The sequence below is a fragment of the Leclercia sp. EC_58 genome, assembly GCF_019584355.1.
GTDB lineage: Bacteria > Pseudomonadota > Gammaproteobacteria > Enterobacterales > Enterobacteriaceae > Enterobacter.
Genome location: NZ_VDAM01000001.1, coordinates 1 through 16,631, shown reverse-complemented (window position 1 = coordinate 16,631; position 16,631 = coordinate 1). Strand labels below are relative to the sequence as shown.

The window sequence follows — 16,631 nt, the reverse complement described above, 5'->3', positions numbered from 1 at the left end:
TATGTCGGGCTTTCATCGGCGAATCCGTGCTGTGTAAGCAATAAAGAAGGCAATGTGAATTTGTGTAAAATTGTTTAAGTATTGCGAGGGGAAGGAAAGGGGGATTAATCCTAAAGCCCGGAATTATCCGAGTTTTTGGCTCCTTAAATCTGGTAGGTTAAGGCTTAGAGAATATATTCCGCAGGGTTCTCATGGATATCCGGAAATATCCACGAGAAACTTAAGTGAAATTTTCACTATTTCTGAATACGGTCGACACGGACCACCGCTGGATTTGATTTTTTATCCAGACTACCGTTAATGCTGATCATATTATCGGGCTGGACGGTACGGCCATCAAATACCGCCTGGGGGATCACCGTATCAATAGTGCCGGTTTTATCGCGGAATTTAAATTTATCGCCGCCGGAACCTTCAATGAGATTACCGCGCAGGGAGATCGTAGCCCCATCGTGCATCTCTTTGGCCTGCTCCACAGTCATGATGCGGGCATCTTCCGCCCCACGATAACCATCATCCAGCGCGTGCGGTGGAGGAGGAGCAGTATCTTTCTTTAGTCCACCATTATCATCGGCATACGCGGCCGGAATTATAAGACAACACAATAAGGGTGCGACGGATAATTTCATACGACCTCCTTGGTTTAGCCTGCTTGACAGATTAAGCCTGGTTGCTATTTTTTAATTTGCAAACAAGAACAGTCTTAATCAAATTTATCTATAATAATCATCTGGCTGCATAATATTAATTAACGAGACGGTGCGGTGATATATGGCAAAAGCCAAAGGAAATCCCCCTGAATTGCCCGGTGTCAAACAGAGTCATGCTGCCCTGCAGTTTGAATACGATGCGCACCGCTTCGGTTTTGTTCTGTTAATACTCATTATCGTCGCTGCGCTGTTAGGGCTTTTTTCTGGCGGCTATTTTAGCGAAGCGACAAAAACTAACGCTCCGGGCAATCTGCAGGTGGAGTATGAACGTTTTGGACGCTTGCAAACGCCGATTGAGTTGAAAATTAGCGTGCCAGAACAGAGTACTACGCCGCTGACGCTGCGCATTGGCGGCGAATATATGGAACGGATGCAAACCGATAATATCTGGCCACAGCCCGATGAAATGTACAGCGAGGGCGGAGAGATCGTGCTGGTTTATCAGGAACCGCGCAAAGATTTAACCGTCTGGCTCTATACCACCCCACAACGCCCCGGCAAAACCGACCTCTCTGTCACGGTAAATAATCAACCGGGCCTCTCTTTCTGGCAATTTATCTATCCCTAAGGCACCAACATGGAAATGATACTCAGGGCGGTGGCGATTTATCTGATTTTGCTGGTGGTATTTAAAATCGCCGGCAGGCGGGCGCTGCTGCAAATGACCAGCTTCGATCTGATCCTGTTATTAATTATTAGTGAGGCCACGCAACAGGCGCTGCTGGGGGATGATTTTTCCGTAACCGGCGCCATGCTCACCATTATTACGCTGGTGGTGGTGGATATGCTGTTTGGCATGGTGAAAAAATATATATCCGGTGCGGAATCGGCCATCGACGGCTCCCCGGTTATTCTGGTGGTGCACGGTGAACTGCAAAACGAAAAATTAAAGAAAGTCGATGTCTCCTGCGACGACATTCTGGTCTCTGCCCGGCAAAATCACGGCATAACCACTCTGGAAGAAATTAAATACGCCATACTTGAACGTAATGGTCATATTTCGATTATTCCTGAAGAGAGTGCATCATGAAAGAAAATGAAAATGTCTGGAACCAGGCCAAAACCACCAAAGAACTCACCCGCCAGGTATCAACTGTCCTGATCGATCTGGGCTGGCTGCTCACTACCGCAGAATCCTGCACCGGCGGCAACCTGGCCTCTGCGCTCTGCGCCGAGAAGGATACCGCCTCGTTCTTTGGTACCGGCGTGGTCACCTTTAACAACGAAGCCAAACACAAGGTGCTGGGTGTCAACAATGCCACCCTGGAAAAGTACACCGCCGTCAGCAGCCAGACGGTGGGCGAGATGGCGCAGGGCGCACTGGAGCTTGCCGACGCGGATATCAGCATTGCCATCAGCGGTTATGCCGGGCCGGACGGCGGTGAGGATGGCACCCCAGCAGGCACCGTCTGGTTTGGCTGGTCTTTTCGCGGTGAGGTCACTACCGCCGTGCAGCACTTCACCGGCGAGTGCGAAGATGTGATTGAGAAATCGGTTCGCTACGCGCTTTCGGAACTGTTGCGGCAGATCCCGCACTGGAAAAAGCAACTGCATTAAGGAGAGCATGATGAGCGTTGTGGTGATCACCGGAGCGACGGCAGGCGTGGGCAAAGCCACGGCGCTGCGTTTTGCAGAGGCGGGCTATCACGTGGGGATTATCGCCCGGGATGACCCCAGCCTTGAGGCGGCGCGGGCCGAAATTGAACGCTTCGGCGTGAAGTGTCATACGGTGAACGCCGATGTGACGGATGCGTCGGCCATCATGGCAGCGGCCAACGCGTTCGAGACGCAGCTCGGCGCAATTGACGTATGGATCAACAACGCCATGTGCGGGGTGCTGGCGCCGTTTCGCGCCCTGAGCGATGAGGAGTTTCGCCGGGTCACGGACGTAACCTACCTGGGCTACGTTAACGGCACCCGGGCGGCATTGTCCGTGATGACCCCGCGCGATGCCGGACAGATTATTCAGGTGGGCTCTGCGCTGGCTTACCGCTCCATCCCGCTCCAGTCCGCCTACTGCGGCGCGAAAGCGGCGATCCGCGGCTTTACCGACGCGGTACGCACCGAGCTTATCCACGAGCGTATCAATATCCAGCTGTCGATGGTGCAGATGCCGGGCCTTAACACGCCGCAGTTTAGCTGGGCGCGCAATAAGTTTGCCTTCGCCATGCGCCCCATCGGGCCGGTCTACGAGCCGGAGGTGGCCGCCGAGGCGATTTTCAACGTGACCCGCCGCCCGGTGCGGGAGCTGTGGGTCGGGCGCAGCACCATGCAGGCGATTATCGGCCAGTTTCTCTTCCCCGGCCTGCTGGATCGCATGATGGTGAAAAAGGCGTGGGAAGGGCAGATGACCAACGAACTCAACGTCCCCGAGCGGCAGGATTATCTTTCCGGGCCGGTCAGGGGGATGCATCAGGTCCATGGGCGCTTTTCGGACGAGTCGAGAACCCGGGCGACGGCCATCACCTCCGGCGTGCCGGGGAAAGTACTGCTGGGTAGCGCTGCGCTGGCGGGATTGCTGCTGGTGGGGAAACTGATCGCCCGACGGAAATAGGGTAAGCAGTATCGTTTTGTAGGCCGGGTAAGGCAAAGCCGCCACCCGGCTTTTTATTGCGCACCGCCCGGCGGCGCAATGCTTGCCGGGCCTGGGGGTGATTTGTAGGCCGGGTAAGCGTCAGCGCCACCCGGCAATGCTGCCGCGCTTAATGGTAGCCCTCGGTGTCAGTCACCTTGCCGCGAAACACGTAGTAGCTCCAGGCGGTATAGACCAGAATCAACGGGATGATCAGCAGCGTGCCCACCAGCATAAAGAGCTGGCTGGACGGCGGCGCGGCGGCGTCCCAGATGGTGATGCGTGGCGGGATAATGTTGGGCCACAGGCTGATGCCGAGCCCGCTAAAGCCAAGGAAGATCAGCCCGAGGGTCAGCAGGAAGGGCCGGGTATGGCTGTGCGGATCGCGGGTGAGTCGCCAGATCCACAGACCGAAGATCCCCACCAGCAGCGGCACCGGCAGGAAGTAGAAGAAGTTCGGCAACGTGAACCAGCGGTCGGCCACATATTGCCAGCCGAGCGGGGTCCAGACGCTTACCACCGCCACTACCGCCAACAGCGCCAGCAGCACCTTGCGGGTCAAATCCCGCATATGGCGCTGTAATGCCCCTTCGCTTTTCATAATCAGCCAGGTGGTGCCCAGCAGGGTATAGGCCACCATCAGCCCCAGACCGCAGAAGAGGTTAAAGGGGGTCAGCCAGTCCAGCGACGAACCCGCGAAGCGGCGGCCTTCAACGTCAAAGCCGTTAATCATCGCCCCGACGACAATCCCCTGGCTGAAGGTCGCCAGCAGCGAGCCCCCGGCGAAGGAGTAGTCCCAGAAAGCGCGATGCGACGACGTGGCCTTAAAACGAAACTCAAACGCCACCCCGCGGAAGATGAGCCCGATCAGCATCGCGGTCAGCGGGATGGTAAGGGCGTCGATAACCACCGCATAGGCCAGCGGAAAGGCGCCAAACAGCCCGGCTCCTCCCAGCACCAGCCAGGTTTCGTTTCCGTCCCATACCGGGGCGACGCTGTTTACCATCACGTCGCGCGCCTGCGGGTCGCGCTCAAAGTAGAAGAGCATGCCGATACCTAAATCGAAGCCATCCATGATGATGTACATCAGGGTGGCGAAAACGATGATGGCAAACCAGATAACTGAGATATCGACGCCCATTACAGTTTCTCCTCTTCCGGAACCGGTTCTGCCGCCGAGAGCGGGCGTGCGGGTCTGCCGTCGGTCTTCATCGAGAGATTATCGGTAGGCTGCGGCCCCTTCTTAATTAACCGCACCAGATAGACTAACCCCACGCCAAATACCGAGCAGTAAACAACGATAAACGCCAGCAGGCTGATGCTCATTTGCAGGGTGCTGTGCAGCGACACCGCATCAATGGTGCGCAGATAGCCATATACGACCCACGGCTGGCGGCCCACCTCGGTCGTGACCCAGCCGGCGAGGATCGCGACTACACCCGCTGGCCCCATACTCAGGGCAAAGCGGTGGAACGGGCGAGAGTGATAGAGCCGACGGCGATGGCGCAACCAAAGGCTGATAACCCCCATCAGGATCATCAGCAGCCCCAGGCCCACCATCACGCGGAACGACCAGAAGACGATGAGCGAGTTAGGGCGCTCATCTTTCGGGAAATCTTTCAGCGCCGGGACCTGCTTATCCAGGCTGTGGGTGAGGATCAGGCTGCCAAGCGCCGGGATCTCCAGCCCATACTTGGTGCGCTCCTCTTCCATATCGGGCACACCAAACAGCAGCAGCGGCGTCGCTTCGCCAGGGGGATTTTCCCAGTGACCTTCGATGGCGGCAATTTTTGCCGGCTGGTGTTCGAGGGTGTTCAGGCCGTGCATATCCCCGACAAAGGCCTGAATCGGTGCCACCAGCAGCGCCATCCACAGCGCCATTGAGAACATTTTGCGCACCGCCGGGCTGTCGTTACCGCGCAGCAGATGCCAGGCGCCGGAGGCGCCAACAAACAGGGCGCTGCTCAGGAAGGCGGCGATGGACATGTGGATCAGACGATACGGGAAAGAGGGGTTAAAGATGATGGCGAACCAGTCCTCGGGGATGACCTGGCCGTTCTCGATGCTAAAGCCCTGGGGCGTGTGCATCCAGCTGTTGGAGGCGAGGATCCAGAAGGTGGACATCAGCGTCCCCAGCGCCACCATACAGGTGGCAAAGAAGTGCAGGCCAGGCCCAACCTTGTTCCAGCCAAACAGCATGACCCCAAGGAAACCCGCTTCGAGGAAGAAGGCGGTGAGCACTTCATAGGTGAGCAGCGGGCCGGTGATGCTGCCGGCAAACTGCGAAAAGCCACTCCAGTTGGTGCCAAACTGGTAAGCCATCACCAGCCCGGAGACCACGCCCATGCCGAAGTTAACGGCGAAGATTTTTAACCAGAAATGATAGAGCGAGCGCCAGACATCATTTTTCGTTCTCAGCCACATCCCCTCCAGTACCACCAGATAGCTGGCAAGGCCGATGGTTAACGCCGGGAAGATAATATGAAATGAGACAGTGAAGGCAAACTGAAGCCTGGCGAGATAAAACGCATCGAGTTCGAACATCGTACTCTTCCCCTGTCAGCGAAAAGCCCCGTATAGAACGGGGCATCGTGGTACGGCTGTTGTTGCGGGCGGGGTTACGGTTTATTTTTACCGGCACCCAGCTCAGCGCCAGTGAGCGGATCGGCTGTTGGATCCGACTCGGTGCGGCTCGCCATCGCTTTGAGTAGTGCGGCCTGCTCTTTCGTGAACGTAACCTCGGCGCTGCCATCGCCGCCATCAACGGCGGGTTGTGGATCGGCAACGTACTCAAAGTTTTCATCGCTGTTCCAGCTGCCGCGAAGATCATCACCTGCAGACATATTGTAGTAGGTGGTTGCGTATTGTTCGATTGGCGGTAGTTTCCCTGGTGGGAAATTATTGCGAATCGACTGCAACGCCTTCTCAAACGAGAGCTGGTGTGCGGCTTCACGGGTCATCAGGAACGCAAGGGCATCTTTTACCCCCGGATCGTCAGTGACGTTGATCAGGCGTTCATAGATGATCTTGGCACGCGCTTCCGCCGCGATGTTGGAGCGCAAATCGGCGGTGGCTTCCCCGATGGTGTCGATATACGCCGCAGTCCATGGCACGCCTGCAGAGTTGGTCAGCGGTGGCCCACCGCCGTACAGCAGGGAGGTGATATGGCTGTCGTTACCGTTTTGCGTCAGGGAGCGGTAGAGTTCCGCTTCGCTTTCGGTGCCTTCTGCTAGTTCGCCTTTGGCGCCTTTGTTCAGCATGCCTACCAGCGTACCGATGATCTCAAGGTGGCTGAGCTCTTCGGTCGCGATATCCATCAGCATCTCTCTGCGGCCTGCATCATCATCGCCCAGCCCCTGGGTGAAGTAACGGCAGGCGGCCGCCAGCTCGCCCTGAGGGCCGCCAAACTGTTCAAGCAGCAGGTTTGCCAGGCCGGGATTCGGCTCGGCAACGCGGACGGTATACTGCAATTGTTTTACGTGTCGAAACATACGCTCACTCCCTGGTTATTTTTTCGCTTCGACACCGTCGGCATCTGAACGCAGCAGGAACTGCTCAGTCGTGTCAGGAATATGCTGGATCAGCCAGTCGGCCATGCGCTGCTCTTCCGCGAGGATCGATTCAATCGCAGGAATCGATGCCACGTCTCCAGCTTTTCGCGCTGCGGCCAGCAGGGAGGTATAGCAGGCGATTTCGAACTGCTCGAAAACGTAGCCGCTAATAGAGCCTTTTACGATTTCATCCGAGGTCATAATGCCGCCGACAGACTGCCCGAACGCCATCATTTTGCTCATGGAGTCTTTCAACATTGAGCGGGAAATATCGTTACGGTCGAGGATCTCTTCCAGGACATTTATTTGCTGTTTGGTTTCAGTAAGATGCTGCTCAATACGGGCGCGGACATCAGGATAATTATCGATACGGCTCGCCATTGATTCGAGCATGGATTCCGCTTGCTTTTCCATGGCGTGAGCATCGCGTAGCCAGTCATGGTAGTGTTCTACGTGATTCATATTTTCGTCCTCGGGTTCGGTTATTTCAGGCTTACTTTTCTGCTTTCTGATTAATATTACCGACTGCCAAATCGGTCAGTTTAAGATCGGTGGATTTCTCTTCTTCCAGCGTCTCGGCTAATAATTTGACTGCCTGGGTATACCCTAATTGCTCCGCCAAAGTAGCGAGCGTGCCGTAGCTGGCAATTTCATAGTGTTCGACTTTTTGCGCCGCAGCGATTAATGCTGCATCGCGGACTTCATTTTTTTCTGTGCTTTCAAGGACTTCATTGGCTTCTTCAATTAACCCTTCCATCGCCACGCATTTCATTCTTTTCAATTTAATATTTGGCGTTTTCTCAATGAGCTGATCGATACGCTCAATCTGGCCATGGGTTTCTTCCAGGTGCGCTTTAAACGCAGCGCTCAGATCAGGGCTGGCGGCTTCGCGGGATAATTTAGCCAGCGCACGAGTAAGCTGTTTTTCTGCACTATAGGTATCGGATAACAAATGAATAAATACATCCTCTATACTTTTCATATTCATACTTTCTCTCCAGTGCTATAAAAATTCTGCGAGCCCGCGGACCCGCAGAGGTTACCCATTAAAGTGAAGAACAGGCTTTAATAATGAGATGAATTAAGAGTTGTCAGACTTGCGTCCGCCACCATGGCTATGCTGACCGCCCTTTTTACCTGCTTCGGAAGCGCGCTGCGGATCGTTTTTGAAATTACCACCGCTCTGCTGACCGCCTTTTTTCCCTGCTTCAGAGGCTTTTTCACGATCCTGTGCGAAATTACCTGAACCACCACGTTGCTCTGCCATATTATGTTTCCTCATTTACATCGTTTATGTCAGTAAGATACGTTTTTATTCGTATCCGTTGTCGTTCAGGATTAAATTTAGCCCCTATTTCCGAAGAGTCAAATGTGGTTTTGAAAATAAATTATCTTATGTTTTAAGATTTAACTGAATATATCGCTCCGCTTGTTTCACAAATAAGTTTCGCCAAGGTAATGTAAACAAACGACCTTCCGGGTAATGACTCCAACTTACTGATAGTGTTTTATGTTCAGATAATGCCCGATGACCTTGTCATGCAGCTCCACCGATTTTGAGAACGACAGTGACTTCCGTCCCAGCCTTGCAGAAAATCGCAGGATCGGCACTCGCTATGACAAGCTGGCCAAGAGCTTTGCAGCCATGGTCACCTTGGCCTGCAGCCTACGTTGCATGCGGCAATACTTTTCGTACAAAGCCTAATATGGTCGTAAATAGCTTGTCGAAAGGGCAGGGGAAAGTTCATGACGCGGTTAATGTTATGTACGCAAAAAGGAAGGCTCGATAATGGCTGATATTTTCTATCCCAAGGAATTACCAATCCCATTAAAAGATGGTTTTGGGCTTGAGCCAATAAGTCCTTTTCTTCGTACCAAATTAACCTCCGGCCGTTCCAGGCAACGCCGCATTTATAGCTCTGTTCCTACTCAAGCGAGCGTGAAATGGTCATTTAAGAAAGATAATGAAGCCCAGTTATTTGAGGCATGGTTTCGGGACGCTCTTACCGATGGTGTGGCTTGGTTTTATATGCGCCTTAAAACCCCTTTGGGGATTCAGCCTTATAAGTGTCGTTTTGTAGATATTTATCAGGGTCCAATTTTGGCGAGCGGTAAATTCTGGCAGTTTACCGCAACGCTGGAATTGTGGGAGCGACCAATACTGCCGCCTGGCTGGGGTTTATTTCCTGAGTTGGTGGCGGGGTCGGATATTATCGATCTGGCACTGAATAAGGAGTGGCCCGAAGCATGACCAGCGCAGTTCTCAACCGGCTTTACGCATCCGGCGGTGAAGAAGTCATTCTGGATACGCTGCAGATAACCGTTGGTGGCCAGAGTTACTGGCTAACCCGCGGCTGGGAAGACATCACGGTCACGCTTGAAACGGGTGACAAGGCGACGTTTATCGGCTCTGCAATCGACGTGTCGCTGCCGGCGCGCAACTCAGATGGTACGCAGGATCTTAAATTTGCCATCAGCAATATCGACGGCGTGGTTTCGACTGCAATCCGCAACGCTCTTGATAACCTTTCCAGTGCTTCCCTGACGTTCCGCCGGTATGTTTCTTCTGACCTGTCTGCACCTGCAGCCCCGCCATTCACCCTGACGATAAAGGAAGGTTACTGGACGGCCACAGAAGTGCAGATCACCGCTGGCTATATGAATATCCTCGATACCTCGTGGCCGAGATTTCGCTATACGTTGCCACTGTTCCCCGGATTACGTTACCTGCAGTAGGAAATCATCATGTTCAATCCCGATAAATACCGTTCTGTCGAGTGGCGGAAGGGCGGCCGCGTTTTCCCCGCGCTCGACTGCTTTGGCATCGTTAACGAAATCCGGCGCGATCTGGCCCTGGCTCCGTGGCCTGAATTCGCCGGGGTCACTAGGGACGATAACGGCCTTGACCGGGAGGCGCGCGGGCTGATGACCGCCCTGCAGCGTTGCGAGCCTGTGCCGGGCGCGGGCATTGCCTGCTATTCAGGATCTGTGGTGACGCATGTCGCGATCGTTGTGGAGATTGACGGCGCGCTGCATGCAGCTGAGTGCAATCCGCGCACTAATGTGACCTTCCTGCCGCTGGCGCGATTTGCGCGCCGCTTTGTCCGCGTGGAGTATTACCAGTGACGATCCGCATCTACCCCTCCCGGTTACCCGGCGAACCGCTGGAAAAGCACGAACACGAAACGATGACCCTCATCGCCTGGTTTGCACAGAACGTTGAGGGATGGACGCCAGAACAACAGCACCCAATCGCGGTGGAAATTGCCGGTGTTCCGGTTCCGCCAGCCGATTGGTCACTGTGCACCATTCGGCCTGACAGTGATGTGCGTATGTATCCGGTACCATATGGTACCGGAGCGGAAATTGCGCTGTGGGTTGCCGTCAGCGTGGCCGTCGCGTCAGCGGCGTACTCCCTTTACATGATGAGCACGATGCAGACGGGGGCCGCCAGCCAGCCAGGCAGCGGTGACCAGCTCGATCTCAACCCAGCCAAAGCCAACATGGCGAAGCTTGGCGACCCGGTACGGGAAATCTTTGGCCGGTACCGCGTCTGGCCGGATTATGTCATGCAGCCGGTCAGCCGCTTCGTTGGCGAAACCAGCTTCGTTACCAGCATGTTTGTCGCTGTTGGTGTTGGAAGTGTCTCTCTACCTAAATCCGATATAAGGATAGGTAATACACCGATCTCTGCCTTCGGTGATGATGTGACTTACACCATCTATCCACCCGGCGCGGACGTTTCTTCCGACAGCCGGACAGAGAACTGGTATAACTCCGGCGAAGTTGGCAATACCACATCAGGCACCGCTGGTCTGGATCTGGGCTCGAGCGGTCCACAAACTATCGGTGTTAGCGCGGACGCGGTGCTGGTCAGTGGCAACACCGTTACGCTCATATCAACGGGTAGCAGCGATGAAGATGCAGACGTACCGGAATCATGGGCTGCAGGCACAATTATTACCATTGAGGCCCCTGCCTCGTGGAGCGTCACGAACTCGGGCGGTTACAACGTTATTTACGGTGAAATGGACGAGCTGTCCCCGGTGGTGGGCATGCCAGTTAATCTGGGCTTCAACAATACTGATTATGACCTCGTAATAGCGAGTTACACCCCAGGGGTTGCTGCTGTTCCAGGCGTTGGTGGATCGGCGGCAAGTGTTCTGGCCAGCGCGGCCCCTTCGGTTTACGATTACTCCACAGCGCCGGTGACATTCAATATTACGTGGCAGGGAACAACGTGGCCGGTGTCGCTGCTGACAAACTATGTGACCATGAGCGGGCTGGTTTCAACTATAACGTCCCAGCTGACAGGCTCCGGGTTGATCGCGCGCGACAACTCGGGTCGAGTTGAAATCGCTGAATCTTCCAGTCCCTTCTCAGGCGATACGATTACCCACAGCACCCTGCCTCAGTCAGCGTTTGGGGATGCGCCCGTCAGCACACCGGGCGTTAAATCGTCTGGCGGAACACCTGAAGTTCGCGCCCACATAACGCTCGCCTACAACAGCGCTACTGGCAAGCCGTTCACGGGGATCCCGGCGGGTACGCAGCGCATCTCAATTGGTTACGCCGACAACAAGTACCGGATTACTGACGTGGACAGCCAGACCATTACTGTCGAGCGCGTTTTAATCTCCCAGGTGCAGCAGGGGATCCCTCCTGCCACAGTTGAAGTAGTGACCGTTGACAGCACATGGCCCGGATTTACTGACCGAACCTTGCTGGATGCCAGTATTACCGGGGTAAATGATGACTATGACTGGGTAGGCCCGTTCCTCGTTTGTCCTGATGGCGAAACCACAACCCGGTTTGAAGTGAACCTCAATTTTCAGAACGGGCTGGTTAAGTACAGCGATAAAGGGAACAAGAAGAATAAGACCGTTGAGATCATCATCCAGTATCGGGATGCGACTACTGCTGGTGAATGGACAGAACAGGTGTTGAGCTGGAAGAGGAAAACCGAAAATCAGATCGGGTTTACCCGGGCATTCACCGTTCCTGCAGGACAGTATGAAATCCGCATGAGAAGAAAGGAACCGGTAGCCGGCGGCAGTACGCGCGATCAGGTTTTCTGGCAGGCGCTTCGCTCCAGGTTGTCGTCTCGCCCGCGTCGCTATCCAGGGATCACGACAATGGCGCTGACTGTCCGGACCGGTAACCGCCTGGCTGCGCAGTCAGACCGGCGTATAAACGTCACTCCCACCCGACTTTATGGCGGGCATGCCTCACGCACGATCAGCGGGGCGCTGTACCACGTTCTCGAATCACTCGGCTTTAAGTCTGAACAGATTGATCATGCAGCGATCGATACGCTGGAGCAGAACTACTGGACGCCCCGCGGTGAGACGTTCGACTGGGCAACCGGTGACAGTAAATCAGCACTGGAAGTGCTGAAGATCATCGCCGGGGCGGGGATGGGTTACTTCCTGCTGTCAGATGGCCTGGTGTCCGCCGGGCGTGAAGGGGTGAAAAACTGGACGGGGATGATCACCCCACAGGAAACTACCGAAGAACTGCAGACCGCGTTTAAGGCGCCGAGTCAGGATGATTACGACGGGGTCGATGTCACCTATATCAATGGCACGACATGGGCTGAAGAAACTGTTCAGTGCCGGTTGCCCGGGAATCCGACGCCAGTGAAGGTGGAGGATTACAAACTGGAGGGTGTGGTGGATAAGGACCGGGCGTACCGTATAGGCATGCGCCGCCTGCTGGGTTACCGCCTGCAGCGACTGCAGCACACGACCAGCACTGAAATGGATGCGCTTTGCTACCAATTTATGGACCGTATCATCCTGGCTGATGATATTCCTGGCAGCCAGACGTTAAGTTGCCTTATAACAGACATGAGTTGGGACAGCAGCACAATCACGCTGACCCTCAGCGAACCACCAGACTGGAGCTTCCCAAACCCGCGAGTAGTGATCCGCCACCAGGATGGCAGGGCATCGACGCTGTTGGTTCCTACGCGCATCGATGATTACACCCTGCGTATTGCGTACAACGCCGAGCTGGCGCCAGAAGAATGGGAGATGGACAGCCCATATGTTGAGCCGCCGCGCCTGCTGTTCTGCTCGTCTTCCAGAGTGGGGTATGACGCGCTTGTCGGAGAAATATCTCCAGGCAGCGACGGTACCAGCAGTGTAACTGCAATTCAGTACCATCCCGGTAAATACCAGTACGATGACGCCACTTACCCTGGCGATGTCGCTTAAATCTCAAAAATCTTCTAACCCGCCTCGGCGGGTTTTTTTATGCCCGGAGCGAGCATGACAATACACGCCACGATGAATCCGCTGGGGTCGACCAGCCCGTATGATTTATTCGATAACGCGCAGAATTTTGACAATGCCATTAACAGTATTACCGCTGCGATCTGGCAGGACCGATTGGGGAAAAGCCGCCATACCTGGTATGGCATAGAGTCAATGGCTCTCAATTCGATGCGTAATTATGGCTATATCCCGAAAAAGTCATTTGAGAAGGGCACTACTCTCGACACCCCAAACGCTATTCTGCAGCTCGAAAGCAACGGAGAATACTACCGCTGGGACGGAGACTGGTCACAGCCCAAAGTCGTTCCGCCGGGATCTACCCCTGAAAGTACGGGCGGGGTGGGGAAAGGTAAGTGGGTTGGTGTTGGCGACGGTTCGGTCAGAGCTTCTTTACTCAGTGATGATGATTTCGACGGGGACCGAATGGTCCGTGTTAAACAGTCAGGTAACTCGGTCCCCAGAACTGTTCACGACAAAATGCTGGAGTCGATCAGCATTGCCGATTACCTGACCGGCGGTGATGTTGCTGGAGCAATCATTGAGGCGGTAGCAGCGACAAGCGGCACCATCATAGTGCCCCCTGGCGATTATACGGCCGCGCCAACCCTGACGCAGGTTCCCTCTGTGCTGAAATTGCTTTCACGAGCAGAATTTCGCGGGTCACTGACTATTAATCTACCTGTGGGAACAGTGAACCTGTCAGAAAAGACGGTAATCAGGTCGCAAAATGTCCATAACCTGTCTATTTCTGGCGTTAAATATTCAACTTCACTAACGGGGATGGTGAGTGTTAGCGGCAGTCCAAAGGCATACCTGGTCACTATCTCTCTGGCAGATGCCTCGAATGTTTCTGTCGGCGACGTCGTGATGATTCGCCATGATATCGCGGGCACTGGTGGCTATCACATTCATTGTGGTGGATGGGTTGTGGCTGCGGTATCTGGGAATAATGTCACCGTGAAAAACACCTGCCACTTGTCTGCGTTCCCGACGTCAACGATTACTGGCGGATCGGTAGTTATACTGAAAAGTATTTTGAAGTATGCGGGTTGTGATGGGTTTATGGCGGCTGGAGCCGGATGTATTCGGACTATAAACTCTGTGGCGGTAGTTGGCGACTATGACCTGGCTTCAGGCACTGGTACCCAGGGGGCTCATGGATTCTCCCTGACAACACCTGATATTACTGTCAACACTCCTGACCCTTCTAATGATGTTTTTGATGCTTCAGGATGTATAGCTTTAGGACCTGATTTGGCGATAGTAGGATTTGGTGAACAGGGCTTCGTGGCTTCAAAACGATCTGGCGCAGTTACTAACTTCATTTCCTCATGCTCTAATCGAAAGCGTGGGCTCTACGCTGAAGGGGCGCATATTCGCGGTAAATTCATGCTCAGCTCAGGGAATGGCGAGGATGGAATGATTTCAGATGTCAGCGGTGCTATTCAGGCTAACGGCTCAGTTTGCTCCGGTAATGGACTAAATGGCTTCTGGTCGTTTAACCATAGTTTTCTAGGGGCACCTAGCGGGGTTGCATGTGGCAACTTAACGAATGGTGCGGAAGCGCGCGGTCCTGGCGCCTTGAATCTACAAAACGGCAAGAGTTATTTAAATAGACTGAACGGTGTAACAGCTTCAGGTAAAGGCACTGTTATTTTTACAGGCTCATTATCTACGCAGAATGGCACAGACGGACTGGTTGCTGTTTATAAAGGATATATATCTGCCGCTAATGCCAGTGTGACAAACAATGGTCGTTATGGGGTAAGTGCGACCCACGGGGATATTGTATTATCAGGTTCGGGTAGCGTAAGCGGAAACGCAACGGCGGCTTATATCGACAATGAGGAAAGTACGATAATTAAGCCAGACGGAACTATGCTGCCGAGAACCGCTGGCCCGCAAAGCATTCTGTCTATTCGTAACGCTAACTTATCAGGCGCGGACTTTACGGCGTCATCGATAGGCGATCTTACCGTCGCACAAAGAAACACCTCCTCGGGGTCATTAACACCCCTGTATGTGTTTAAAACGGACGGGACCCAGCATCCAGTCAATGACGCTACACAGAACCTTGGCAGGGCAGCCAATCGCTACAATGTCGGTTTCTTCGCGGGTGGAACTCAGTCCACATCTGACGCCACTCTTAAAGATCCTATCCGGGATTTCAACCAGGCTGAACTCAATGCAGCAATGCGTATCGCAAAAATGCTTGGCTTCTGGACATGGCTGGATGATGCCAGTAAGCGCCTGCACGCAGGGACTACGGTTCAGGCAGTGTTGGCTGTTCTGGAGGAGGAGGGGCTCGACTGGCGGAATTACGGTTTCATAGGCTTCGATGAGTGGGAGAACGAATATGCACCCGTCACAATTGAGCAGGATGATGGCTTGGTCATGGGAACTGGTGAGATAAGGCTTGTGCGTGAGGCTGGTTCTGTCTGGCAGTTGCGTGACCAGGAATTTGATCGATTTCTTATGCGCGGGCTTGCGCAGCGAATCAGTAATATAGAAGATAGGCTAAAGTAACTTAAAAATCTTATTGCCGCTGGTGTAAGGCTCACAAGCGGCAATGCAATTGTACGAAAATTAATATATGAGATTTTATGGACATTAGAATAGACAAGCATAAACCATCACCAGGACAGTCTGAGATGATGCTATTCGTGGTGATTGTGACTCATTTCTTTGGGTTTGGTTGGGGATTATTGTCAATCCCCTTGATTGCAATAATCACATCAATAAAAATTAGATCTTATTAAGCTCAACGCTCATTTGTCCAACAAAATTGAATGGATTCGATTTGTCGATTTTTTTCAATGAAATTGCGTCTTTTATTTCAACCATGGTGGATATCCCAGATACGATACCGGCTATTACTGCTGCTGTATGAGGTAGCCCAATTGTCACTGCGCCACCATAGGCAGACCCGGCATATTTTGACATTTCTTTAAAAGAGAAATTAAATTTGGCATTTGACAAATTAAACTTAATACCTGATTCTTTATGCAGTCTGATAATATCTCTGCATGCGATATCTATTTCATTTATTGCCTTTTTAACTGCATAGCCTTTGTTCTCTGCTTGAGATATTTGAAGTTCTATAGTGTTCAAATGAGCCATCAACTGCCCTAAATTATCCTTCCTTTTTTCTTTAAATTCTAGAACTTCGTTAATATTGGTGTTCCTGGACGGGATGGGCAAGGCATTTGCGAGAGTAAGCGATTCTCCGCCGCTCAAATTTGTTACATCTCGTCTTTTTTTAAAAGTACGCTCTAAATTATACACGGAAAAGTTTATTTCTTTTATTGACATAGCCTCTTCGATAAAAGCCATGTGTGTATCATACATCATTTGTGCAATTGAACCTGATTGAATTGCTATTAAGGTCGGTTCAATTAGTATCTTTTCCGGTAATGCTGCCAACTTACTGATTTAGTGTATGATGGTGATTTTAAGGTGCTTGCGTGGCTTCCATTTCCATCAGATGTCCTTCCTGCTCCGCTACTGAAGGCGTGGTGCG

17 protein-coding genes and 2 pseudogenes are annotated in these 16,631 nt (G+C 53.1%); 10 read left to right on the top strand and 9 right to left on the bottom strand.

Annotated elements, in window-relative coordinates:
* Window positions 1-236 precede the first annotated feature (236 nt).
* The gene (locus FHC51_RS00095) at window positions 237-629 is read right to left on the bottom strand and encodes a YdeI family stress tolerance OB fold protein (RefSeq protein ID WP_220434635.1); all 393 of its coding nucleotides are present in this window, start codon (window positions 627-629) and stop codon (window positions 237-239) included.
* A 142-nt stretch (window positions 630-771) separates the two neighbouring features.
* On the opposite strand from FHC51_RS00095, the gene FHC51_RS00090 reads away from it, so the two are divergent.
* The 4 genes from FHC51_RS00090 to FHC51_RS00075 are packed head-to-tail and all read left to right on the top strand — an operon-like array spanning window position 772 to window position 3,264.
* Window positions 772-1,278 carry a hypothetical protein gene (locus FHC51_RS00090; protein WP_220434634.1) on the top strand — a complete coding sequence of 169 codons (507 nt, stop codon included), beginning with the start codon at window positions 772-774 and terminating at the stop codon, window positions 1,276-1,278.
* Between the two features lie 9 nt (window positions 1,279-1,287).
* On the top strand, window positions 1,288-1,740 hold the full coding sequence (locus FHC51_RS00085) for a DUF421 domain-containing protein (protein WP_103180823.1): 453 nt from the start codon (window positions 1,288-1,290) through the stop codon (window positions 1,738-1,740).
* Window positions 1,737-2,267 (top strand): 2-oxo-tetronate isomerase, encoded by a 531-nt coding sequence (locus FHC51_RS00080; RefSeq protein WP_114316964.1) that lies wholly within the window; start codon window positions 1,737-1,739, stop codon window positions 2,265-2,267. Before FHC51_RS00085 ends, FHC51_RS00080 begins: the two co-directional genes overlap by 4 nt.
* 10 nt (window positions 2,268-2,277) lie before the next feature.
* A complete protein-coding gene (locus FHC51_RS00075; protein WP_156240206.1) occupies window positions 2,278-3,264 on the top strand; it encodes an SDR family oxidoreductase in 987 nt (328 codons plus the stop codon).
* Between the two features lie 148 nt (window positions 3,265-3,412).
* On the opposite strand, the gene cydB is transcribed toward FHC51_RS00075, so the two are convergent.
* The 7 genes and pseudogenes from cydB to FHC51_RS00040 all read right to left on the bottom strand — a co-directional run.
* Window positions 3,413-4,423, bottom strand: coding sequence for a cytochrome d ubiquinol oxidase subunit II (cydB, locus tag FHC51_RS00070; protein WP_220434633.1), 1,011 nt, complete (start codon window positions 4,421-4,423; stop codon window positions 3,413-3,415).
* On the bottom strand, window positions 4,423-5,826 hold the full coding sequence (locus FHC51_RS00065) for a cytochrome ubiquinol oxidase subunit I (protein ID WP_103822604.1): 1,404 nt from the start codon (window positions 5,824-5,826) through the stop codon (window positions 4,423-4,425). Before FHC51_RS00065 ends, cydB begins: the two co-directional genes overlap by 1 nt.
* Before the next feature lie 74 nt (window positions 5,827-5,900).
* A complete protein-coding gene (locus FHC51_RS00060) occupies window positions 5,901-6,773 on the bottom strand; it encodes a manganese catalase family protein (protein ID WP_220434632.1) in 873 nt (290 codons plus the stop codon).
* 15 nt (window positions 6,774-6,788) lie between these two features.
* A complete protein-coding gene (locus FHC51_RS00055) occupies window positions 6,789-7,295 on the bottom strand; it encodes a ferritin-like domain-containing protein (protein ID WP_103822602.1) in 507 nt (168 codons plus the stop codon).
* A gap of 31 nt (window positions 7,296-7,326) precedes the next feature.
* Window positions 7,327-7,821 (bottom strand): ferritin-like domain-containing protein, encoded by a 495-nt coding sequence (locus FHC51_RS00050; RefSeq protein WP_103180816.1) that lies wholly within the window; start codon window positions 7,819-7,821, stop codon window positions 7,327-7,329.
* 93 nt (window positions 7,822-7,914) lie between these two features.
* Complete coding sequence (locus FHC51_RS00045) at window positions 7,915-8,100, bottom strand: general stress protein (protein ID WP_103180815.1); 186 nt, start codon at window positions 8,098-8,100, stop codon at window positions 7,915-7,917.
* Window positions 8,101-8,327: 227 nt separating this feature from the next.
* Window positions 8,328-8,423, bottom strand: a pseudogene (locus FHC51_RS00040) (IS1 family transposase); the annotation flags it as partial.
* Here FHC51_RS00040 and FHC51_RS00035 point away from each other — a divergent pair.
* From FHC51_RS00035 to FHC51_RS00010, 6 genes and pseudogenes are all read left to right on the top strand, one after another.
* A pseudogene (locus tag FHC51_RS00035) lies at window positions 8,419-8,538 on the top strand (IS5/IS1182 family transposase); the annotation flags it as partial. The pseudogenes FHC51_RS00040 and FHC51_RS00035 overlap by 5 nt on opposite strands.
* An 84-nt stretch (window positions 8,539-8,622) precedes the next feature.
* Window positions 8,623-9,084, top strand: a complete 462-nt coding sequence (locus tag FHC51_RS00030; protein WP_220434631.1) for a hypothetical protein — start codon at window positions 8,623-8,625, stop codon at window positions 9,082-9,084.
* Entirely contained in the window at window positions 9,081-9,569 is a 489-nt protein-coding gene (locus FHC51_RS00025) for a DUF1833 family protein (protein ID WP_220434630.1), read from the top strand. The genes FHC51_RS00030 and FHC51_RS00025 overlap by 4 nt, the downstream gene beginning before the upstream one ends.
* Window positions 9,570-9,578: 9 nt before the next feature.
* A complete protein-coding gene (locus tag FHC51_RS00020; RefSeq protein WP_089640293.1) occupies window positions 9,579-9,959 on the top strand; it encodes a CHAP domain-containing protein in 381 nt (126 codons plus the stop codon).
* Window positions 9,956-13,051: a host specificity factor TipJ family phage tail protein gene (locus tag FHC51_RS00015; RefSeq protein WP_220434629.1), complete on the top strand. Its 3,096-nt coding sequence runs from the start codon at window positions 9,956-9,958 to the stop codon at window positions 13,049-13,051. The genes FHC51_RS00020 and FHC51_RS00015 overlap by 4 nt, the downstream gene beginning before the upstream one ends.
* A 54-nt stretch (window positions 13,052-13,105) precedes the next feature.
* A complete protein-coding gene (locus tag FHC51_RS00010) occupies window positions 13,106-15,637 on the top strand; it encodes a tail fiber domain-containing protein (protein WP_255584711.1) in 2,532 nt (843 codons plus the stop codon).
* A gap of 219 nt (window positions 15,638-15,856) precedes the next feature.
* On the opposite strand, the gene FHC51_RS00005 is transcribed toward FHC51_RS00010, so the two are convergent.
* Window positions 15,857-16,534 (bottom strand): DUF6236 family protein, encoded by a 678-nt coding sequence (locus FHC51_RS00005; RefSeq protein ID WP_220434628.1) that lies wholly within the window; start codon window positions 16,532-16,534, stop codon window positions 15,857-15,859.
* Window positions 16,535-16,631 lie beyond the last annotated feature (97 nt).